Below are 21,094 nucleotides of genomic sequence, written 5' to 3'. Positions count from 1 at the left end.
TCACCTGCCAGGTTGCTGCGCAGCGAGCGCGGCCGTGACGGACGCGAGGTCGAGAGCTGCGCCGCCGGGCACGTCGGCTGCGCCGACGGAGCGGACGCCCAGGTCGGCGAGGATCGCGCCGAGCCCCGCGACGATCGCGCCGGCGGCCCCCGAGTAATCGCCGAGGGCGGGGAGCGCGAGGCGCGGCGCGAAGCGGAGGCTGCGGGCGAGTGAGGCCTCGTAGCGCGGCAGGTCGCCGGCGATCGAGCGGGCGATCCCGCCGCCGAGCACGATGACGTCGGGCTCGCTCGAGACCACGATCGCGGTGAGGACGATGAGCAGCGCGTTGTCGAACTGCGCGCGCAACGGGTCGGCGGCGTCTCGCGCCGGATCGAAGAGCTCGGCGGGGCTCTGCAGGTGCACCCCCGCGTCGGCCGCGTGGCGCAGGATGCCGGGCCCGGTGAGGAACAGCTCGAGCCGCGTGCCGAGCGGCCCGACGGGCAGCTGGCCGAACTCGCCGATGAGCCCGTGGCGGCCCTGCAGGATCGTGTCGCCGACCGACAGCGCGGCGCCGAGTCCCGCGCCGAGCGTCACCATCGCGGCAGACGGCGTCTCGCGCGCCTCACCGAAGCGGCGCTCGCCGAGGAGGGCGAGATTCGTGTCATTGTCGACGAGCAGCGGCCGTTCGAGGCTGCGCTCGAGAGCGTCGAGGAAGGCGGGATCCTCGACCTGGCGGAGGTTCGGGGCGTTCGAGACCACCCGCGTCTCCTGCGCGACGGCACCGGGAAGCCCGAGGGTGACCGCGGCGACAGCGGGCCAGTGGTCGCCGGCCGTGTGGACGATGAGGTCGCCGAGCCAGTCCGCGAGCGCCGGAACGTCGGCATCGGCGGCCGTCGGGAGCTCGACGGCCGCGACCGGGCGCCCAACGAGATCCGCGACGATGATGCGGGTGTTGCTGGCGCCGAGATCGACGCCCACCGCGTATGCCCGCTCGGCCCGGAGGTCGAGCTCGCGGGCACGGCGACCCTGGCCGGCGACGACGATCTCGTCGCCCTCGACGACGATCCCCTCGGCGATCAGGTCTTCGACGACGCGACTCACGGTCGCCCGCGAGATGCCGGTCTCAGCCGCCACGTCCCGTCGTGACGAGGGGCGACGGCGCGCCAGCTCGGTGAGCACGGCGGTGCGGTTCATCGTCCGGATGTCGACCGACACACGTACCGCCTTTCTGTGCAGTGGTGGCTCAAACATAGCGGTCAGGGGCGCCGCGCAGGGAGCCCGATTCCCGAATCGGCAAGATTTCTCTTGACTTTGGTTGCAGACTGCAATCAAACTGACGAACAATCCACCCGGCATCCCGCCGACCCGCAGCATCCACCCGAGAGGAAATCTCATGACCACACGCACAGCACGCCGCGGTCGCCTCCGCCTCGCCATCGTCGGCGCAGCGGTCGGCGCCCTTGCCCTGACCGGCTGCACGGCCGCCTCGGCCGGCGACGACACCCCGGCAGAGTCCGCGGCTCCGGCCGCCGAGCCGAGCCTCGAGTTCGTGGGACCGAACGGCGAGATCCCCGGACTCCTCGACGAACTGTCGCTCACCGACGAGGAGTCGGCCGAGGTCGCCGCGGGCGAGTACACCGCCGCCTTCGTGTGGCACACCTCGTCGGAGTTCGTCAGCGCGGTCGAAGACGGCGCCCGGGCGGAGTTCGAGCGCCTCGGCATCGAGGTCGTCGCGAGCACGCAGGCGAACTTCGACGCCGCGACGCAGGCCAACAACCTCGGCACCGTCCTCGCCCTCGACCCCGACGTGATCGTCACGATCGCCGTCGATCCGGTCTCGGCCGAGGCCACCTTCCAGCCGGCCGTCGACAGCGGTGCGAAGCTCGTCATCATGACCACGCCGCCGGCGAACTACACCGCCGGAGACCAGTTCGTCTCGATCGTCACCGAGAACCTGGCCGAGGCGGGCCAGATCAACGCCGAGCTGCTCGGCGAGGCGCTCGGCGGCGAGGGCGAGGTCGCCTACATGTTCCATGACGCCGACTTCTGGTTCACCAACCAGCGCGATCAGGCGTTCCTCGACTGGACCGCCTTCCTCTACCCCGACATCGATGTGGTCGCCGAGGAGGGCTTCACCGACGAGGCGAAGACCCAGGAGATCGCGGCAGCGTTGATCGCCCGCAACCCCGGCATCACCGGCATCTACGTGCCGTGGGCGACGGCGGCACAGGGCGTCGTCGCAGCCCTCCGCGACGCCGGCCGGGCGGACGTGAAGGTCGTCACGAACGACCTCGACGCGACGCTGGCTGCCGACATGGCGGGCGGCGGCAACGTGATCGGCCTCGTCGGCAACGGCGCGATCGGCATCGGCGAAGGACTCGCGATCGCGGGCGCTTACGGCCTCCTCGGCAAGGAGGCGCCCGAGCTCGTCGCCTCGACGCCGATCGCCGTCACGGCGGACAATCTCGAGGAGGGGTGGATGGCCGACTACGGCACCGAGCCGCCCTCGAGCGTCACCGATCAGTAAGCACCCCCTCGTCGCGGGGACCCCTCGAGGAATCTCGGAGTCCCCGCGACGGGCACCACGTCAAGGAAGCATCATGGCCGCATTCATCCAGACCGTCCTCGGTCCGCTCCCCCCGAGCGCGGTGGGGCGCATCCTCCACCACGAGCACCTCGGCGCTCTCGTCCCAGGCCCCTGGCTCAGCGGCGGCGCACCCATCGGCGCCGATGAGACCGAGTACGCGCAGGAAGACGTCATCGAGCGCGCGGTCGGGGCGCTGGCCACGCTGGCCGGCTACGGCATCGACACCGTCGTCGACCTGAGCCCCTATGGGGTCGTCGGTCGCGATGAATCCGGCGACAGCGTGCTGCTGCTGCAGGAGATCTCGCGCCGGTCGGGCGTGCACATCGTGGCCGGCAGCTCGGTCTACCTCGAGCCGTTCAGCCCGCAGTGGACGCACGAGCTCACCGTCACAGAGCTCACCGAGCGTTTCGTCCGCGACGTCACGGTCGGCATCGGCACCACCGGCGTCCGCGCCGGGATCCTCGGCGAGCAGGCCACCGGGCTCGATGAGATCACCGCGCACGAAGAGAAGTGCCTGCGCGCCGCGGCCCGCGCGCAGGTCGAGACCGGCGTGGCGCTGGTCACCCACACCACCCACGGCACGATGGCGATGGAGCAGGTCGGCATCCTCCGCGAGGAGTCGGCCGACCTCTCGCGCGTGGTCATCGGGCACATGGACATCCAGCCCGACCTCGACACCCTCGTGCGCGTGCTCGACACCGGCGTCGGCATCGCGTTCGACACGATCGGCAAGCAGCACTGGGATTTCGTGCTCGAGCCGCTGCCGGCAGAGCCCGCCGAGGGCGAGTACGCCAAGCGCGCCTACTTCCGCTCGGATCTCGCGCGCGCCCGCAACCTCGTCGCCCTCACCGAGCGCGGCTACGCGTCGCAGCTTCACCTCAGCGAAGACCTCACCGGCGCCGAGGTGTACCTCAACCCCGAAACGCACGGCCGCTGGGGCTACGGCTATCTCGCCGCGGTGTTCCTGCCGCTCGCGATCGACGAGGGCCTCGATCCCGCGCTCGTCGACCAGCTTCTCGGTGCGAACCCGCGCGCTCTCCTCACGCAGGGCACCGCATGAGCGGCGCGACTGGCCCGGTCGTCGGGATCGACCTCGGCGGCACGAAGATCCACGCGGGGCTCGTCGACGGCACCGGAGCCCTGATCGCCGAGGCGTCGATCCCGACCCATGAGGCGGGAACGACGGTGAGCGGCCAGATCGCTCGGGTCGTCTCGCTCGTGTGCGAGAAGGCGGGGACGGATGCCGGCGCCATCGCCGCGACCGGCATCGGCGGTGCCGGCGCGACGCAGGGCGACGGCTTCACGCTCGCTCCGAATCTCGAGGGCACCGGTGACGCGTTCGGCATCGGCCTCGCCACCCTGCTCGGGCACCCCGTCGTCCTCGACAACGACGTGAACGTCGCCGCCCTCGGCGAGCTCGAACGGGGCGTCGGCGCCGAGCACCAGGACTTCGTCGTCATCACCGTCGGCACCGGCATCGGCATGGGGATCATCGCCCGGGGCTCACTCGTGCGCGGCGCGTCAGGCGCGGCCGGTGAGATCGGGTTCCTGCCGTTCGGCACCGATCCGCTTCGGGAGTCGAGCCGCCGCCGCGGAGCGCTCGAAGAGGCGGTCGCCGGCGACGCGATCGTCGCGCGCTACCGCGAGCTCTCCGGAGCCGACATCTCCTCGCGCGAGGTCTTCCGCCTCGCCGCCGACGGCGATGCCACGGCGATCCGGGTCGTCGACGACGAGGCGCGGTGGATCGCGACCGCGATCGCCGCGGTCCGCAGCATCCTCGACCCGGGGCTCGTCGTCCTCGGCGGCGGGATCGGCTCGCGCACCGACCTCCTCGAGCGCACCCGCGAATGGATGCTGCGCCTCGGCGTCGGCGATCTTCCGGTGCGGCACAGCACCCTCGGCGCCCTCGCGCCGGTCTTCGGCGCGGCCCGTCTCGCCCGCGAGCACACCCCCTCCGACATACCCGCGAAAGGACAAGCGGCATGAGCACCATGACTGCGTCACCGCCGGCGATCGCCGAGCGGCTCAGGACCGTGAACTGGTCGAACTACGTCGTCTACATCGGCTTCGCGCTGGTGTTCGCCTTCTTCGCGATCACCCAGACGCCGTACTTCCTCAACCCCGCCAACCTCACCAACATCGTGATCCAGTCGGCGCCGATCGCGATCATGGCGATCGGGCTCGTGTTCGTGCTGTCGACGGGCGAGATCGACCTCTCGATCGGCTCGACGGTCGCCCTGTCGGCGCTCTCTGCGGCCGTCGCGCTGCAGGCGACCGGCCAGTGGTGGATCGGCGCACTCGCCGGTCTCGGTGTCGGCGCCCTCGTCGGGCTCGTGAACGGCCTGTTCGTGACGTGGGTGCGGCTCCCCTCGTTCCTCGTGACGCTCGCCACGATGGGGATCGTCGCGGGCCTTGCCCGCCAGCTCACCGACCTGCAGTCGGTGCCGGTGACCGATGACGTCTTCGTCTGGATCTTCGGCGGCGGAACGCTCGGTGTTCCCGTGCTCCTGTGGTGGACGCTCGGCGCGGTGCTCGTCGGCTGGCACCTCCTGCGGCAGCGCCGCTACGGCGCCCACGTCCTCGCGGTCGGCGACAGCATCTCGGCCGCGCGGGTGAGCGGCATCCGGGTGAACCGGGTCAAGCTCATGGTGTTCGTGGGGAGCGCGATGGCGGCAGCCCTCGCCGGCCTCCTCTACGCCGGGCGCCTCCAAGGCGCGCGCTACACGCTCGGCGAGACCGACCTCATGACCGTGATCGCGGCCGCGATCGTCGGCGGCACGAGCCTGTTCGGCGGCAAGGGCGCCGTCGTCGGCGCGCTCATGGGCGCCCTCCTCATGACGATGATCAACAACGGCCTGATCATCGCCGGTCTCAACGTGTCGCAGCAGATGATCGTGCGCGGCGTCATCATCCTCATCGCGGTGTCGTTCTCGCTCCGCGCCAAGAAGAGCAGCTAGGAGTATCCGTGTTCCTCTCCCTCCTCGCGCGGCGCAACCCCGCGTTCCTCGATGCGATCTCGGCGCTGCACGCGACGGGCGACCTGCCCGCGAACACGTACGCGATCGACCTGGATGCCGTCGCCCGGAACGCGCGCGGATTCGCCGACGAGTCCGCGCGGCTCGGGCTCACGCCGTTCGCGATGACGAAGCAGATCGGCCGCAATCCCGACGTCTCGCGCACCCTCGCCGCGAACGGCATCACCCACGCGGTGGGCGTCGATCTCGCGTGCGCGATCGCCGCCCACAACGGCGGGCTCGGCGTCGGCCACATCGGGCACCTCGTGCAGATCCCCCGGCATGAAACGGATGCCGCGGCATCCCTCCGTCCGCTCTACTGGACCGTCTTCAACACCCGCAAGGCCGAAGAGGCGGGCCGCGCGGCCCTCGCGATCGGCCGCGTGCAGGACGTGCTGGTGCGCATCCACGCGCCGGGCGACCGTTTCTACCCGGGCCACGAGGGCGGCTTCCCCGCCGCCGACATCGCCGGCGTCGCCGATCGGATCGACGCGATCCCCGGGGTGCGGTTCGCCGGCATCACGACGTTCCCGGCCACGCTCTTCGATCGCGCGAGCGGCCGTGCCGAGGCGACACCCAACCGCGAGACGCTGCGGCGTGCGGCGGCAGCGCTCGCCGCCGCCGGGCGCACGGACGTGCAGGTCAACGGCCCCGGCACCACGTCGCAGTCGGTGCTCGAGAGCCTCGCCGAGGCCGGGGTGACGCAGGTCGAGCCCGGTCATGGGCTCACCGGCACGACCCCGCTCCACGCCGTCGAAGACCTCGTCGAAGAGCCGGCGATCGCCTACGTCAGCGAGGTCTCGCACGCCTACGACGACCGCGCGTACGTCTTCGGCGGCGGCCTGTACGTCGACCCGGTGCTCGGCGACGCGGCCACCCGTGCGATCGTCGTGCGACCCGGGACGACCGGTGTCGCAGCCCACCCGGCGCTCCCGGTCGAGATGCCGGCCGCCGAGGCGATCGACTACTACGCCACCATTCCGATGGACGAGGCCGAGAGCCGCGTCGGCGACTGCGTGATCTTCGGGTTCCGCCCGCAGGTGTTCGTGACCCGCGCCCTCACCGCCGCGATCAGCGGGGTGAGCACCGGCAGCCCCCGCGTCGCCGGCGTGTGGTCCGCCGACGGCTCACCCCACCCCATTCCCGAGCTCCGCTCCTGAGAGGCAGGACCCGTCATGTCGATCCCCACCGCTGACCCCGTCACGCCGCCCGCCGGCGCCCCCGACGCCGTTCCGCTGCGTCTCTCCGGCATCCAGAAGCACTTCGGCGGCGTCGTGGCCATCCGCGGCTTCGACCTCGAGGTGCGTGCCGGCGAGATCGTCGCCCTCGTGGGCGACAACGGCGCCGGCAAGTCGACGCTCATCAAGATCATCTCGGGGCTCTACCAGCCGAGCGCCGGCGAGATCCACCTCGCCGGCGAGGAGGTGCGCTTCCGCGATGCGTCCGACGCCCGCGCGAAGGGCGTCGAGGTCGTCTATCAAGACCTCGCGATGGTTCCCGAGCAGCCGGTGTACATGAATATGTTCCTCGGGCGCGAGCTCGTGAAGGGTCCCCTCCGCATCCTCGACCGCAAGCGCATGGCGACCGAGACGCAGCAGCTCGTCGACACGCTGGAGGTACGCATCCCCTCGGCGAAGGCGACGCTGAGCGACCTGTCGGGCGGCCAGCGTCAGGGCATCGCGATCTGCCGGGCGACGCACTGGGCGTCGAGCCTCGTGCTCCTCGACGAACCGCCGGCAGCCCTCGGCGTCGCCGAGACCGCGAAGGTCGAGGAGCTCATCCTGCAGCTCAAGGAGCGTGGCGCGGCCGTCCTCATCGTCAGCCACAACATGGACCAGGTCTTCCGCATCGCCGACCGAGTGAGCGTGCTGCGCCGCGGCACCCAGGTCGCGACGCGTCGGCTCGACGAGACCAGCCACAACGAGCTGGTCGCCATGATCACGGGGCTCGCCTCGTGACCGCCGACTCGGTGCCGGGCGCGCACCTGCGCCGCGAGATCGCCGAGCAGCCCGAGCGCTGGCTCGACCTGGTCACCGCCGGTCGGAGCGACATCCTGGCGGCCGCCTCGACGCTCCGCCGCGTCGACCCGCAGCTGCTCGTGCTCGCCGGGCGCGGCTCGAGCGATCACGCGGCGATGTACGGCCAGTACCTCGCGCACAACCTGCTCGGCGCCCCCGCGATGCTCGCGACACCGGCGTCTGCATCGGTGTTCGGCGCCGAGGTCAGCTACCCACGCACGGTCGTCATCGCGGTGTCGCAGTCGGGGGCCTCACCCGACCTGCTCGCCACGGTGGCCGCCGCCCGGCTCGCCGGGGCGACGGTGATCGGCATGACGAACGACGATGCGAGCGCGCTCGCCGCGGCATCCGATTCCCCCGTCGCGCTGCGCGCCGGCGTCGAGCGATCCGTCGCCGCGACCAAGACGTACACCGCCGAGCTGCTCGCGCTGTTCCTCGTGATCGCGTCGGCGGCGGGTCAGCCGTGGCACGAGCTCGAAGAGCGAGTGGCGCGCGCGGCGGGTGCGGCGCGCGGCATCCTGAGCTGCGAACTCGACCCGAGCGTCGTGGATGCCGTCGCCGGAGCCGACCGCGCGCTCGTCGTCGGGCGCGGGTACTCGATGGCGACCGCGAAGGAGGCGGCGCTCAAGCTCATGGAGACCAGTGCGCTCGCCGCGTCGGGGTGGAGCGCCGCCGACGCGACGCACGGTCCGCTCGGCCAGGTGGTCGACGGCACCCCCGTGCTGGCGCTGACCTCGGGACCGGCCGGACGCGACTCTGTCGAATCCTTCGCGGTGGCGGCGCAGGATCGTGGCGGGGTCGTCTTCGATGTCGCCGATCTTCTCGGAGGCGCCGAGGCCGACGACCCCGAACTGGTGCCGCTGCTCGAGATCCTGCCGCTGCAGCGGCTCGCGCTCGAGGTTGCCCTGCGGCGGGGCCTCGATCCCGACCGCCCGGCGGGGCTGCGGAAGGTCACGCTGACCCGGTGACGGCGGGAGACGTGGGCACCTCGCCTACGATGGCGGGGTGGACTTCTCCCTCGAATTCACCCCCGACCTCGTCGCCGTCTTCCTGACGCTGTTCGTGCTCGAAGTCGTGCTGGGTGTCGACAACGTCATCTTCATCTCGATCCTCGCCTCGAAGCTCCCCAAGGAGCAGCAGGCGAAGGCGCGAAACCTCGGCCTCACCCTCGCGATGCTCATCCGCGTCGTGCTGGTGTTCTTCGCGGGCTGGATCATCACATTGAAGGAGGACATCTTCTTCATCGGCGAGTGGGGCTTCTCGTGGAAGGACATCATCCTCATCGCGGGTGGTCTGTTCCTGGTCTACAAGGCCGTCACGGAGATCCATCACAAGCTCGAAGGAGCCGAAGAGGAGCACGGGGCCGGCGGCAAGGTCGTGCAGGTGACGTTCGCGTCGGTGCTGACGCAGATCCTGCTGCTCGACATCGTCTTCTCGCTCGACTCGGTCATCACCGCGGTCGGCATGACCGAGAACCTCGTCGTCATCATCACCGTCGTCGTGCTGTCGTTCGGCATCATGCTGTTCGCGTCGCGCTTCATCTTCACGTTCGTGAACAAGCACCCCACGGTGAAGATGCTCGCGCTGTCGTTCCTCATGCTGATCGGCGTGTTCCTCGTCGCCGAGGGCTTCGGCGTGCACATCGACAAGGCCCTCATCTACGCGCCGATGGCCTTCGCGATCGTCGTCGAGGCGCTGAACCTGACGTACTCGGCCCGCAAGGCCAAGCGCGAGCAGAAGCGCCTGAGCGCCGTGCAGCTGCGCCCGCAGTACCCCGACGTCGACGAGTCGGTCGCGGTCTCGGCGGCGCTCGGGTCGGGGTCGGGTTCGGTCGGGCTCTCGCGCAAGCCGGTCTCCGGCGACGGCGAGCCCGCGCAGGGTCGCGACGACGAGCGTCACGGCCTGGGCTGATCGGACCGGATGCCGACGCCGCGGCGTCAGGCGTCGAGCACCAGCCGGTACCCCATGCCGGCCTCGGTGATGAGGTGCACGGGGTTCGCGGGGTCGGCCTCGAGCTTCTTGCGCAGCTGCGAGAGGTACAGCCGCAGGTAGCCGGTGTCGGTGACCTGCTCGGTGCCCCAGATGTCGGTCAGCAGGGTCTGGCGCGTCACGAGAGAGCCGGGGTGGCGGGCGAGGAACTCGAGGATCTGCCATTCCGTGGGCGTCAGGTGCACGCGCGTCCCGCCGCGCGTCACGGCCTTCGCGGCGAGGTCGATCGCGACGTCGGCGAACGCGACGACGGGGTCATCGGATGCAGACACCGCCCGCCGCGACAGCGCGCGCAGCCGCGCGAGCAGCTCGTCGATCTGGAAGGGCTTCGTGACGAAGTCGTCGGCGCCGGCATCCAGCGCCTCGACCTTGTCTGCCGAGCCGGTGCGCCCCGACACCACGATGATCGGCACGCTCGTCCAGCCCCGGAGCGCGTGGATGACAGCCACGCCGTCGAGGCGCGGCATCCCGAGGTCGAGCATCACGATCTCGGGGCGCTCCTTGGCGGCGAGGGCGATGGCGGCCGCGCCGTCGGGGGCGGCGACCACGTCGTAGCCGTGCGCGGCGAGGGTGATGCGCAGCGCACGGACGAGCTGCGGGTCGTCGTCGGCGATGAGGATCTTCATGTCGTCGCCACCCGCAGCGCGATCACCATCGTGAGCCCTCCGCCCGGGGTGTCTTCCGCAGTGAGGGTACCCCCCATGCCCTCGGTGAACCCCTTCGACAGCGCGAGGCCGAGCCCGAGCCCGGTGGAGTTGTCGGTGTCGCCGAGGCGCTGGAACGGCGCGAAGATGTCTTCCTGCCGGTCGGCCGGGATGCCCGGGCCGTGGTCGATGACGCGCAGCTCGGCGATGCCGGCCAGCCGGCTCGTCGTCACGCGGACGAGGGTTCCGGCCGGCGCGTGCCGCTCGGCGTTCGCGAGGACGTTGACCAGCACCCGCTGGAGCAGCACCGGGTCTGCGTCGAGGGGTGGGAGATCGGGATCGAGGGCGAGGTCGACGGCGGCCGGGCCGAGGTCGAGTTCCTCGAGCGCCGCGAGCACGACATCGGTGGCGTCGACGGGCCGGATCGACACCGCGAGCACGCCCGCCTGAACCCGGCTCACGTCGAGGAGATCGGTCACGAGCGTCGACAGCGTCGCGAGCGATTCGTCGGCGGTCGCGATCAGCTCGGCGCGGTCCTCGGGCGAGAGTCCGGGACCCGACGAGCGCAGTCCGCCGATCGCGGCGACGGCGGCCGCCAGGGGGCGGCGGAGGTCGTGGCTGACCGCCGAGAGCAGAGCGCTGCGCACCTGATCGGTCTCGGCGAGGGCGCTCGCCTCGCGCGCCGTCGCGGTGAGATCGGTGCGTTCGAGCGCCGCGTCGAGCTGCGAGACGATGACGTCGAGCAGTCGGCGCTCGGACGCGTCGAGCGGTCCGCCGTGCAGTTCGAGTGTCGCACGGGGGTTCGCGCCCGGACCGATGGCGACGGCGGTGAACTGCTCGTCCCGCACCGGCTCGCCGTCGGTCGCGAGCACGGCGCCGTCGGTGCCCAGCAGGCGAACCCCGGCGAGCCCGAACGCCTCGCGTGTGCGGCTGACGAGCGCGGGCACCGCGCTCTCGCCGCGCAGCACGCTGCCGGCGACGGCGGCGAGCAGCTCGGCCTCGGCGGTGGCGCGCTGCGCGACGCGCGCTCGCCGGGCCGCCTGATCGACGATGTAGCTCACGAGCACCGCGATCACGATGTAGAGGCACAGCGCCCACAGGTGCAGAGGATCCGAGACCGTGACGGTGAACAGCGGCGCCACGAACAGGAAGTCGAGGGTCAGGCCCGACAGCACCGCGGCGAACAGCGCCGGCCAGATGCCGCCGACGAGCGCGACGACCACGACGAGGAGCTGGTAGGCGAGCACGTCGGAGGTGATCGACTCGGGCGTGCGTGAAACGTACAAGAGCCACGTCAGCAGCGGACCCCCGACGAGGGCGAGGGCGAACCCCAGCACCACCCGCTCCCGGCTGAGCGCGCCGCCGGTCACTCGCGGCAGGACGAACCGGCCGCCGGCGGCGGAGTGGGTGACGATGTGCACGTCGATGTCGCCCGACTCGCGGATGACGGTCGCACCGATGCCGGGACCGGCGAGGGCGGCGCTCAGTCGCCCGCGTCGGCTCACCCCGATCACGAGCTGCGTCGCGTTGACGGATCGGGCGAACTCCACGAGCGCGCGAGAGGTGTCGTCGCCGACCACCTGGTGATACGTGCCGCCGAGGGACTCCACGAGCGCGCGCTGAGCGGCGAGGGCGCCGGGCTCGGCGGTGCGCAGCCCGTCCTGGCTCGAAACGTGCACGGCGAGGAGCTCGCCGCCGGCCGACCGCGCCGCGATGCGGGCACCGCGGCGGATGAGCGTCTCACCCTCGGCGCCGCCCGTGACGGCGACGACCACGCGCTCGCGCGCCTGCCACGTGCCGTCGATGCCGTGCTCGGCCCGGTACGACCGCAGCGCGCTGTCTACCTCGTCGGCGAGCCACAGCAGAGCGAGCTCTCGGAGCGCGGTGAGGTTGCCCAGTCGGAAGTAGTTCGACAGCGCGGCGTCGATCCGCTCCGCCGGGTACACGACGCCCGCGGTCAGGCGGTCGCGCAGCGACTGCGGCGCGAGGTCGACCACCTCGATCTCGTCTGCCGCGCGCACGACCGCGTCGGGAACCGTCTCGCGCTGGGGAACCCCGGTGATCTGCTCCACGACGTCGTTCAGAGACTCGATGTGCTGGACGTTCACGGTCGTGACGACGTCGATGCCGGCATCCCGAAGAGCTTCCACGTCCTGCCAGCGCTTGGCGTTTCGCGAGCCGGGCGCGTTCGTGTGGGCGAGCTCGTCCACGAGCGCGACAGCAGGCGACCTCTCGAGCACGGCCTCGAGGTCCATCTCGCTCAGGTCGACACCGCGATGCGAGACGCGGTGCCGGGGCACCACTTCGAGTCCTCCGACGAGTGCGGCGGTCGCAGCGCGCCCGTGGGTCTCCACGAGTGCGACGACGACGTCCTTCCCGCCGGCGAGAAGGTGCCGGCCCTCCTCGAGCATCTCGTAGGTCTTGCCGACACCGGGTGCGGCGCCGAGCAGAACCCGCAGCCTCCCGCGCTTCATCGCCTCATCCTCAGTTCTGCAGCTCGTCGAGCGCGAGGTTGAGCTCGAGCACGTTGACGCGGGGTTCCCCGAGGAAGCCGAGGTCCCGTGACTGGATCCTAGACTCCACGAGCGCGCGGACCTCGCTCTCGGGAAGCCCGCGCGCCTCGGCGACCCGGGCCGCCTGCAGCAGCGCATACTCCGGGCTGATGTGGGGATCGAGCCCCGAAGCGGATGCCGTCACCGCGTCGGCCGGGATCTCCGACTCGTCGACGCCTTCGCGGACCGCGATCGCGGTCTTGCGCTCCTGGATCGCCGCGATCAGGTCGGCGTTCTCCGGACCCTGGTTCGATCCGCTCGACGCGCCGCCGTCGTAATCGGCACCGGCGGCCGACGGACGCGACTGGAAGTACCAGGGGAGCGCCTGGCCGTCGGCATCGGTGAAGGCCTGCCCGATCAGCGCCGACCCGACGGTTTCGCCGCTCGTGCCGGAGAGCAGCGAGCCGTTCGCCTGCCACGGCGTCGTGACCTGGCCGATGACGGTGATGAGCGCGGTGTAGCCGACGCCGAGCACCAGGGTGAAGACCAGCATCAGCCGGACGGAGACGCCGGTCGTGCGCAGAGTGGTGCGGGTGGTGGACATGTGTCTCGACTCCTCGGGAGTTGATCGGTGAAGGTCAGAAGGGTCAGAAGCCCGGGAGCAGGCTCACGACGAGATCGATGAGCTTGATGCCGACGAACGGCGCGATGATGCCGCCGAGGCCGTAGATCGCGAGGTTGCGGCTGAGGATCTGCGACGCGCTCGCCGGACGGTACGCGACGCCCCGCAGCGCCAGCGGGATCAGCACCACGATCACGAGCGCGTTGAAGATGATCGCGCTGGTGACGGCGGAGGCGGGGCTGCTGAGCTGCATCACGTTCAGCGCCGCGAGTCCCGGGTAGATCCCCATGAACATCGCCGGGATGATCGCGAAGTACTTCGCGATGTCGTTGGCGAGCGAGAACGTCGTCAGAGCGCCCCGCGTGATCAGCAGCTGCTTGCCGATGCGAACGATGTCGATGAGCTTGGTCGGGTCGCTGTCGAGGTCGACCATGTTGCCGGCCTCTTTCGCCGCCGACGTGCCCGTGTTCATCGCGACGCCGACATCCGCCTGCGCGAGCGCCGGGGCGTCGTTCGTGCCGTCGCCGGTCATCGCGACGAGGCTGCCGCCCTCCTGCTCGCGCTTGATGAGGGCGAGCTTGTCCTCCGGCGTCGCCTCGGCGAGGTAGTCGTCGACACCCGCCTCTCTGGCGATCGCTGCGGCGGTGAGCGGGTTGTCACCCGTGATCATCACGGTACGGATCCCCATCGCGCGCAGTTCCGTGAAGCGCTCGCGCAGGCCGTCCTTCACGATGTCCTTCAGGTGGATCACGCCGAGGATCGTGCTCGTGCCTGCTGCGTCGCGCGTCGCGACGACCAGCGGGGTGCCGCCGGACTGTGCGATCGCGTCGGTCTCGTCCGCCAGGTGCGCTCGCATCGCGGCGGTGACGGGTGCACCGCCGGTCTCGAGCCACGCGAGCACGGCGGAACCGGCGCCCTTGCGCACCTCGGTCCCGTCGGCCAGATCGACACCGCTCATGCGGGTCTGCGCCGTGAAGGGCACGATCGAGGCGCCCGCCGGCTTCTCGATGCGGATGCCGCGCACGGCGGCGAGCTCGACGACCGAGACGCCCTCGGGGGTGGGGTCTGCCAGCGACGACAGTGCGGCGGCCCGGGCGAGCTCGTCGTCGCCGACGCCCGGCATCCCCACGAAGTCCGCCGCGCGGCGGTTGCCGTAGGTGATCGTCCCCGTCTTGTCGAGGAGGAGGGTCGTCACGTCTCCCGCCGCCTCGACCGCGCGTCCCGACATCGCGAGCACGTTGTGCTGTACGAGGCGGTCCATGCCCGCGATGCCGATCGCCGACAGCAGCGCGCCGATCGTCGTCGGGATGAGGCAGACCAGGAGAGCCACGAGCACGGGGATCGAGACGGGCGACGCCGCATAGGAGGCGATCGGGTTGAGCGTCAGCACGACGATCACGAACACGATCGACAGGCTCGCCAGCAGAATGCTCAGGGCGATCTCGTTGGGCGTCCGCTGGCGGGCGGCGCCTTCGACGAGCGCGATCATGCGGTCGACGAAGGTCTCGCCGGGCTTGGAGGTGATGCGCACCACGATGCGGTCGGACAGCACGCGGGTGCCGCCGGTGACCGCCGAGCGGTCGCCGCCCGACTCGCGGACGACCGGCGCCGATTCGCCCGTGATCGCCGACTCGTCGACGGTCGCGATGCCCTGCACGATGTCGCCGTCGCCCGGGATGAGCTCTCCGGCCGAGACGACGACGACATCGCCCAGCGCCAGGTCGGCCGACGAGACCTCGGTGATCGCGGCGCGCTCGGCTGCGGCATCCGTCATCTCGTCGTAGTCGGCGACGCGGCGGGCCACGGTGCTCGTGCGGGTCTTCCGCAGCGATGCGGCCTGCGCCTTGCCGCGGCCTTCGGCCACCGACTCGGCGAGGTTGGCGAAGAGGACTGTGAGCCAGAGCCACACGACGATCCCCCATGTGAACCCGAACGGCACTGCGGTGCCGCCGGAATCCTGCGGCCCGCCGAGGAAGGGCTCGGCGATCGCGATCGCCGTGGTCAGGGCGGCGCCTATCCAGACCAGGAACATGACGGGGTTCCGCCACTGCGCCCGCGGGTCGAGCTTGCGGAAGGCGCCCGGGAGCGCCGACGCGAGCTGCGACCAGCCGAACGCGCGGGCGGGCTGCTTCGGCGACGGGGTGACCGTGCCGGACACGGGGGTGATGGTCGAGACGGACATGTGTCAGACGAGCCCTTCCGCCAGGGGACCCAGCGTGAGTACGGGGAAGTAGGTGAGTGCGGTGATGACGACCGCGACGACGGCGAGGAGGCCGACGAACTGCGGGCGATGGGTGGGCAGCGTTCCGGTGGTCGACGGGGTCGTGCCCTGCGCGGCGAGCGAGCCGGCGAGAGCCAGCACGAGCACGATCGGGATGAACCGCCCGAGCAGCATGGCGACGCCGAGCGCGGCGTTCAGCCACGGAGTGTTCGCGGTGAGCCCGGCGAACGCCGACCCGTTGTTGTTCGCGGCCGAGGTGAAGGCGTAGAGGACTTCGCCGAGGCCATGGATGCCGGGGTTCCAGATCGACGTCGCCTCCATGTCGGAGCGGATGCCGGGGATCGCGAAGCTCAGCGCCGTTCCGGCCAGCACGAGGGTCGGCGTGACGAGGATGTACAGGCTCGCGAGCTTGATCTGGGTCGGGCCGATCCGCTTGCCGAGGTACTCGGGCGTCCGCCCCACGAGCAGCCCGCCGACGAACACGGCGATCACCGCGAGTACCAGCATCCCGTAGAGTCCCGAGCCCACACCGCCGGGAGCGATCTCGCCGAGCATCATGTTGACCATCGGGATCATGCCGCCGAGCGCCGTGTACGAGTCGTGCATCGAGTTGACCGCGCCGGTGGAGGTGAGGGTGGTCGCGCCCGCGAAGAGCGTCGAGCCGAAGATGCCGAACCGCGCCTCCTTGCCTTCCATCGCGCCGCCGGCGAGCTGCGGGGCGGTTCCCGCTCCGAGCGCCTCGAGGGCGGTCACCGCGGCGATCGAGACGACGGCGATCGAGGCCATCACGGCGAGGATCGCGTAGCCCTGCCGGTTGTCGCCGACCATCCGACCGAACGCCCGGGGCATCGCGACCGGGATCGCGAGCAGCAGCAGGATCTCGAGCACGCTCGACCACGGCGCAGGGTTCTCGAAGGGATGCGCCGAGTTGGCGTTGAAGAATCCGCCGCCGTTCGTGCCGAGCTCCTTGATCGCCTCCTGGCTCGCCACCGGGCCACCGGGGATCACCTGCGTGCCGCCGGTGATCGTGCCGACCTCGGTGAAGCCGGTGAAATTCTGCACGACGCCGGCGAAGAGCAGCGCGACGGCCGCGATGACCGCCATCGGCAGCAGGAGTCGCGTGATGCCGCGGGTGAGATCGACCCAGAAGTTGCCGATCGTCGCAGACCCTCGCCGCGCGAAGCCGCGCACGAGCGCGACGGCGACGGCGATGCCGACCGCAGCCGAGACGAAGTTCTGCACGGCGAGGCCGGCGAGCTGCACCGTGTACCCCAGCGTCAGCTCGGGCGAGTACGACTGCCAGTTCGTGTTCGTGACGAACGAGATCGCCGTGTTGAACGCGAGGCCCTCGGGGACGGCCGGGAGGCCGAGCGAGTACGGCAGGACCGCCTGGAAGCGCTGCAGCGCGTAGACGAAGACCACGCCGACCGCGGAGAACACCAGCACCCCCCGGGCATAGGCCTGCCAGGTCTGCTCGGAGCGGGCGTCGACGCCGACCAGCCGGTAGAGCGCGCGCTCGGCTCTCGCGTCCTTGTCGGTCGTGTAGATGCGGGCGATCCAGTCCCCGAGCGGGCGGTAGATCGCCGCGAGCACGAGGACCACGGTCGCGGCCTGGAGGATGCCGAAGCCGATCGTGGCGGCACCCATCAGAACCCCTCCGGCTTCACGAGGGCGACCACGAGGTACACGACGGCCGCGACGGCGAGGGCGGCGGCGAGGATCTCGAAGACGATCATCGCTGCTCCCGTCCGCGCATCGCGTCGCGCTGGGCCGAGCCCCGGGCAGGGAGGTCGAGCCTCTCGACCCCCTTCGCGACGAGGCCGACGAGCGCGAACAGCGCGATCACGGCGACGAGGTAGAGCACATCGAGCACGGCAACTCCAGAGGCTCCGCGAGGGAGCGATCGAGACGATCCGCGCACCTGCTGTGCGCGGAGTGCCGGTGGGCACGTACCGATGCAACTCCACCGTGGGCACGGCGGCCGTCGTCCTCACGGAATCCATACGGGTGGACGCCGGAACCTCACGCGAGTCGGGCGTCAGGGCGTGTGTCAGGCAGCCCTCAGGCGCGCGCCATGGCGTCTTCGAACGCGACCCACGCGAGCATCGCGCACTTCACCCGGGCGGTGAACTTCGACACCCCCGACAGGGCGGCGGCGTCGCCGTAGACCTCTTCGTCGAGGGGCAGCGTGCCGCGCGAGCGCAGCGCTTCGCGGAATCCGTCGATGAGGGCGGATGCCGAGGCCTGCGGCATCCCGTCGTCTCCGGCGTCCTCGGCCACGAGCGAGGCCAGCATCGACGCCGACGCCTGCGAGATCGAGCAGCCGGCGCCGTCCCACGTGACATCGCGCACGGCGCCGTCGGCGGTCAGCCGCACGCGGAGGGTGATCTCGTCTCCGCAGATCGGGTTGCGCTGGTGCGAGGTGGCGTTGCGCCCGTCCTCGTCGGCGAGCCCCTTGCCCTGCGGGCGCTTGGAGTGGTCGAGGATGAGCTCCTGGTAGAGCGACTCGAGCCCGCTCACGAGGTCACCCCGAAGAAGGAGCGGATGCCCGAGACCGCGTCGAGGAAGACGTCGACCTCGTCGGCGGTGTTGTAGAGCGCGGCCGACGCGCGCACCGATGCCGTTATCCCGAAGCGGCGGTGCAGCGGCTGCGCGCAGTGGTGCCCGACGCGCACCGCGACCCCGCGCGAGTCGAGGAACTGTCCGGCGTCGTGCGCGTGGACCCCCTCGACGTCGAAGGCCCACAGTCCCACGCGCTCGGCGCCGGGTGCATCGCCGAGGAGCCGGATGCCCGGAATCGACCGGAGCCCGTCCCCCATCTGGCGCTCGAGTGCGCGCTCGTGGGCGTGCACGGCATCCATCCCCACGCCCTCGAGGTAGCGCACCGCGGCCGCGAGCCCGACGGCCTGCGAGACCGGCTGCGTGCCCGCCTCGAACCGCTGCGGCGGCGGCAGGTACTGCGCCTCGTCGAGGGTGACGGTCGTGATCATCGATCCGCCGGTGAGGAAGGGCGGCAGCGCCTCGAGCACCTCGGAGCGGCCGAAGAGTCCGCCGATCGCGTACGGGCCGAGCATCTTGTGCCCCGAGAAGACGGCGAGGTCGACCCCAAGAGCTGGGAGGTCCAGCGGGAGGTGAGGCGCCGACTGGCACGCGTCGAGCACCGTGATCGCGCCGACCGATCGGGCTAAGGCCACGAGGTCGGCGACCGGGTTCACGATTCCGAGCACGTTCGAGACGTGCGGGAAGGCGACCACGCGCGTGCGGCTTCCGATGACGGATGCCGCGGCATTCATGTCGAGGGAGCCGTCGTCCTGCACCGAGATGTGGCGCAGCACGGCGCCGGTGCGCGCGGCGAGCTCCTGCCACGGGATGAGGTTCGCGTGGTGCTCGCTCTCGGTGACGACGATCTCGTCGCCCGGGCGCAGGGCGAAAGGTGCGCTCGCCGGAGCGCCGCGGCCGATCGAGGCGTTGCCGAGGGCGTAGGCGACGAGGTTGATGCCCGCGGTAGCGCCGCTCGTCCACACCAGCTGTTCGGGCGCCGCGCCGACGAAGCCGGCGACCGTCGCCCGCGCGTCTTCGAAGAGCTCGGTCGCCTCGGCGGCGAGTGTGTGGGCGCCACGATGCACCGCCGCGTTGGACCGCGTGAGGAACGACACCTCGGCGTCGATGACGGCCTGCGGCTTCTGGCTCGTCGCCGCAGAATCGAGGTACACGAGCGGTGCGCCGTTCACCTCCTGGTGAAGCAGCGGGAAGTCCGCGCGGATGGCCGCGAGGTCGAGGACGGGGGCGGGGGAACTCACCCTTCCAGGCTACGCGCGATGCCGGGCGCCCGGGTGGGGTGGTCTATGCCGCGAGACTTCACAGATGTCGCCTTCTGAGTCGCTGGAGCGGGCATTGGTGAAGTCTCGCGGGTGGAGGGCCGGGGAGACGGGATGCTGGCGCCCCGGGGTCAACCGCCGCCGCCTCCCCGGCGGCGAGACGACGCAGAGTGCTGCGTGACGGCGCTTTGATCGCCATCTGCGTCGTCTCGGCGACGGGATACCAGTTGTACGGTCAGCGAGACGACGCAGGTGGCTGGCTGTCCGCGCCCACGCGACGATCTGCGTCGTCTCGGCGGCGAGACGGTGAGGTCGGGAAGTGGATGCCGCCGGGCTTAGGCGCCTGCGCGGGCGCCCAGGAACTCGCGCGCCGCGACGACGAGGTTCGCGACGCCGTTGTCGAGCGTCGGCTGGAGCACCGGCGCGAAGAACGGCGAGTGGTTGGTCGGGATGTCGCGCTCGACGGTGCCGGCGGCGACGGCATCCGCATACTTCTGCGGGTCGACACCGCCCCAGAACCAGAACACCAGCGGTGCGCCCGCGTCGCGCGCGAACCACGAGACGTCCTCGCTGCCGGTGAACATGCCCGGGTCGATGACGGTGCCCTCGCCGAAGGCGCGGTCGAACGCGGCGGTCAGCCGCCCCGTGGCATCGGCATCGTTGATGGTCGGCGGCAGCGAGTGGTCGATCGCGATGACCGGCGGTTCTTCGGCGCCGGACGCCTGCGCCTCGGCGCGCACGACCCGCTCGACCTTCTCGAGAATGCGCGCGCGGGCCTCGTCATCGGGGTAGCGCAGGCTCAGCTCGAGCTTCGCCTCGGCCGGGATGATGTTGTTCTTGAGCCCGGCGTGGATCGAGCCGACGGTGACCACGGCGACGTCGCGCGGGTCGACCTCGCGCGAGACGATCGTCTGCAGGCGCATCACGGTGGCGGCGGCCATGACGACGGGGTCGATCGTCGAGTGCGGGCGCGAGCCGTGCCCGCCGCGGCCCAGCAGGGTCACGGTGAGTCCATCGGATGCCGCCATCTGGGTCCCGCTGCGCACGCCGATCGTGCCGGCCGGGAGCGGGGTGACGTGCTGGCCGAGCACGATGTCGGGCCGGGGGAACCGGTCGAGCACGCCGTCCGCGATCATGGCCTGCGAGCCCGCGCCGTACTCTTCGGCCGGCTGGAAGACGGCGACGATCGTTCCCGACCACTCGTCCTTCGTGGCGAGGAGGCGCTCGAGCGCGCCGAGCAGCGATGTGATGTGCATGTCGTGGCCGCACGCGTGCATGACCGGGACGTCGAGCCCCGACGGATCGGTGCCGCGCGCGGTGCTGGCGTAGTCGAGCCCGGTCTGCTCGGGGACGGGAAGGGCGTCCATGTCGGCCCGCAGCCACACGACCGGGCCTTCGCCGGACTCCCCTGAGCTTGACCAAGGGTTTCGGATCACCCCGGCGACGCCGGTCTTGCCGATGCCCTCTTCGAACTCGATGCCGAGGGCTGCCAGGTGCTTGGTGACGACCCCCGCGGTGCGCGTCTCCTGGAACGACAGCTCGGGGTGTCGGTGCAGGTCGATGTACAGGGCGTCGAGGTCGAGGGTCATGCCGTCGAGCCTAAACTCTCACCCGTTTACGGACGGAACACGCCGCGTGCCGGGTGCGCTCCCGCGGCGTGTCCCGTCCGTAAACGGGTGAGAGTTTAGGCTCGACGGCATGACCCTCGAC

19 protein-coding genes are annotated in these 21,094 nt (G+C 71.1%); 8 read left to right on the top strand and 11 right to left on the bottom strand.

The window, feature by feature from the left end:
• On the bottom strand, positions 1 to 1,194 hold the full coding sequence (locus FFS15_RS15335; protein ID WP_171013232.1) for an ROK family transcriptional regulator: 1,194 nt from the start codon (positions 1,192 to 1,194) through the stop codon (positions 1 to 3).
• A 178-nt stretch (positions 1,195 to 1,372) separates the two neighbouring features.
• Here FFS15_RS15335 and FFS15_RS15330 point away from each other — a divergent pair, with 178 nt between their 5' ends.
• From FFS15_RS15330 to FFS15_RS15295, 8 genes are all read left to right on the top strand, one after another.
• Entirely contained in the window at positions 1,373 to 2,506 is a 1,134-nt protein-coding gene (locus FFS15_RS15330) for a substrate-binding domain-containing protein (RefSeq protein ID WP_137845917.1), read from the top strand.
• 73 nt (positions 2,507 to 2,579) lie between these two features.
• Positions 2,580 to 3,626 carry an aryldialkylphosphatase gene (locus FFS15_RS15325; protein ID WP_137845916.1) on the top strand — a complete coding sequence of 349 codons (1,047 nt, stop codon included), beginning with the start codon at positions 2,580 to 2,582 and terminating at the stop codon, positions 3,624 to 3,626.
• Entirely contained in the window at positions 3,623 to 4,552 is a 930-nt protein-coding gene (locus FFS15_RS15320; protein WP_137845915.1) for an ROK family protein, read from the top strand. Before FFS15_RS15325 ends, FFS15_RS15320 begins: the two co-directional genes overlap by 4 nt.
• Positions 4,549 to 5,523, top strand: a complete 975-nt coding sequence (locus tag FFS15_RS15315) for an ABC transporter permease (protein WP_212743177.1) — start codon at positions 4,549 to 4,551, stop codon at positions 5,521 to 5,523. Before FFS15_RS15320 ends, FFS15_RS15315 begins: the two co-directional genes overlap by 4 nt.
• 8 nt (positions 5,524 to 5,531) lie before the next feature.
• Entirely contained in the window at positions 5,532 to 6,740 is a 1,209-nt protein-coding gene (locus FFS15_RS15310) for an alanine racemase (RefSeq protein WP_137845914.1), read from the top strand.
• 15 nt (positions 6,741 to 6,755) lie between these two features.
• Positions 6,756 to 7,538 carry an ATP-binding cassette domain-containing protein gene (locus FFS15_RS15305; protein WP_137845913.1) on the top strand — a complete coding sequence of 261 codons (783 nt, stop codon included), beginning with the start codon at positions 6,756 to 6,758 and terminating at the stop codon, positions 7,536 to 7,538.
• Positions 7,535 to 8,566 carry an SIS domain-containing protein gene (locus tag FFS15_RS15300; protein ID WP_137845912.1) on the top strand — a complete coding sequence of 344 codons (1,032 nt, stop codon included), beginning with the start codon at positions 7,535 to 7,537 and terminating at the stop codon, positions 8,564 to 8,566. The genes FFS15_RS15305 and FFS15_RS15300 overlap by 4 nt, the downstream gene beginning before the upstream one ends.
• A gap of 37 nt (positions 8,567 to 8,603) precedes the next feature.
• Positions 8,604 to 9,509 carry a TerC family protein gene (locus FFS15_RS15295; protein WP_137845911.1) on the top strand — a complete coding sequence of 302 codons (906 nt, stop codon included), beginning with the start codon at positions 8,604 to 8,606 and terminating at the stop codon, positions 9,507 to 9,509.
• 26 nt (positions 9,510 to 9,535) lie between these two features.
• Here the strand turns inward: FFS15_RS15295 and FFS15_RS15290 are convergent, their stop codons facing one another.
• The 10 genes from FFS15_RS15290 to FFS15_RS15250 form a co-directional block, all read right to left on the bottom strand.
• Positions 9,536 to 10,213, bottom strand: coding sequence for a response regulator (locus tag FFS15_RS15290; RefSeq protein WP_137845910.1), 678 nt, complete (start codon positions 10,211 to 10,213; stop codon positions 9,536 to 9,538).
• Positions 10,210 to 12,705, bottom strand: coding sequence for a DUF4118 domain-containing protein (locus FFS15_RS15285; protein WP_137845909.1), 2,496 nt, complete (start codon positions 12,703 to 12,705; stop codon positions 10,210 to 10,212). The genes FFS15_RS15290 and FFS15_RS15285 overlap by 4 nt, the downstream gene beginning before the upstream one ends.
• Before the next feature lie 10 nt (positions 12,706 to 12,715).
• Positions 12,716 to 13,327, bottom strand: coding sequence for a potassium-transporting ATPase subunit KdpC (gene kdpC / locus FFS15_RS15280; RefSeq protein ID WP_137845908.1), 612 nt, complete (start codon positions 13,325 to 13,327; stop codon positions 12,716 to 12,718).
• Positions 13,328 to 13,370: 43 nt separating this feature from the next.
• Positions 13,371 to 15,527: a potassium-transporting ATPase subunit KdpB gene (gene kdpB, locus FFS15_RS15275; RefSeq protein ID WP_137845907.1), complete on the bottom strand. Its 2,157-nt coding sequence runs from the start codon at positions 15,525 to 15,527 to the stop codon at positions 13,371 to 13,373.
• Between the two features lie 3 nt (positions 15,528 to 15,530).
• Positions 15,531 to 17,213 carry a potassium-transporting ATPase subunit KdpA gene (gene kdpA / locus FFS15_RS15270; RefSeq protein ID WP_137845906.1) on the bottom strand — a complete coding sequence of 561 codons (1,683 nt, stop codon included), beginning with the start codon at positions 17,211 to 17,213 and terminating at the stop codon, positions 15,531 to 15,533.
• The gene (locus FFS15_RS15265) at positions 17,213 to 17,302 is read right to left on the bottom strand and encodes a potassium-transporting ATPase subunit F (RefSeq protein ID WP_137845905.1); all 90 of its coding nucleotides are present in this window, start codon (positions 17,300 to 17,302) and stop codon (positions 17,213 to 17,215) included. Before FFS15_RS15265 ends, kdpA begins: the two co-directional genes overlap by 1 nt.
• A complete protein-coding gene (locus tag FFS15_RS18690) occupies positions 17,299 to 17,439 on the bottom strand; it encodes a hypothetical protein (protein ID WP_171013231.1) in 141 nt (46 codons plus the stop codon). Before FFS15_RS18690 ends, FFS15_RS15265 begins: the two co-directional genes overlap by 4 nt.
• A 188-nt stretch (positions 17,440 to 17,627) precedes the next feature.
• Positions 17,628 to 18,086 carry a Fe-S cluster assembly sulfur transfer protein SufU gene (gene sufU / locus FFS15_RS15260; RefSeq protein WP_137845904.1) on the bottom strand — a complete coding sequence of 153 codons (459 nt, stop codon included), beginning with the start codon at positions 18,084 to 18,086 and terminating at the stop codon, positions 17,628 to 17,630.
• Positions 18,083 to 19,366, bottom strand: coding sequence for a SufS family cysteine desulfurase (locus FFS15_RS15255; RefSeq protein ID WP_137845903.1), 1,284 nt, complete (start codon positions 19,364 to 19,366; stop codon positions 18,083 to 18,085). Before FFS15_RS15255 ends, sufU begins: the two co-directional genes overlap by 4 nt.
• A 353-nt stretch (positions 19,367 to 19,719) precedes the next feature.
• Complete coding sequence (locus tag FFS15_RS15250; protein ID WP_137845902.1) at positions 19,720 to 20,973, bottom strand: amidohydrolase; 1,254 nt, start codon at positions 20,971 to 20,973, stop codon at positions 19,720 to 19,722.
• Positions 20,974 to 21,094 lie beyond the last annotated feature (121 nt).

Origin of the sequence: Microbacterium sp. 2FI (genome assembly GCF_005502885.1) — a bacterium.
GTDB lineage: Bacteria > Actinomycetota > Actinomycetes > Actinomycetales > Microbacteriaceae > Microbacterium.
This window is presented reverse-complemented; position numbering and strand designations above follow the sequence as displayed.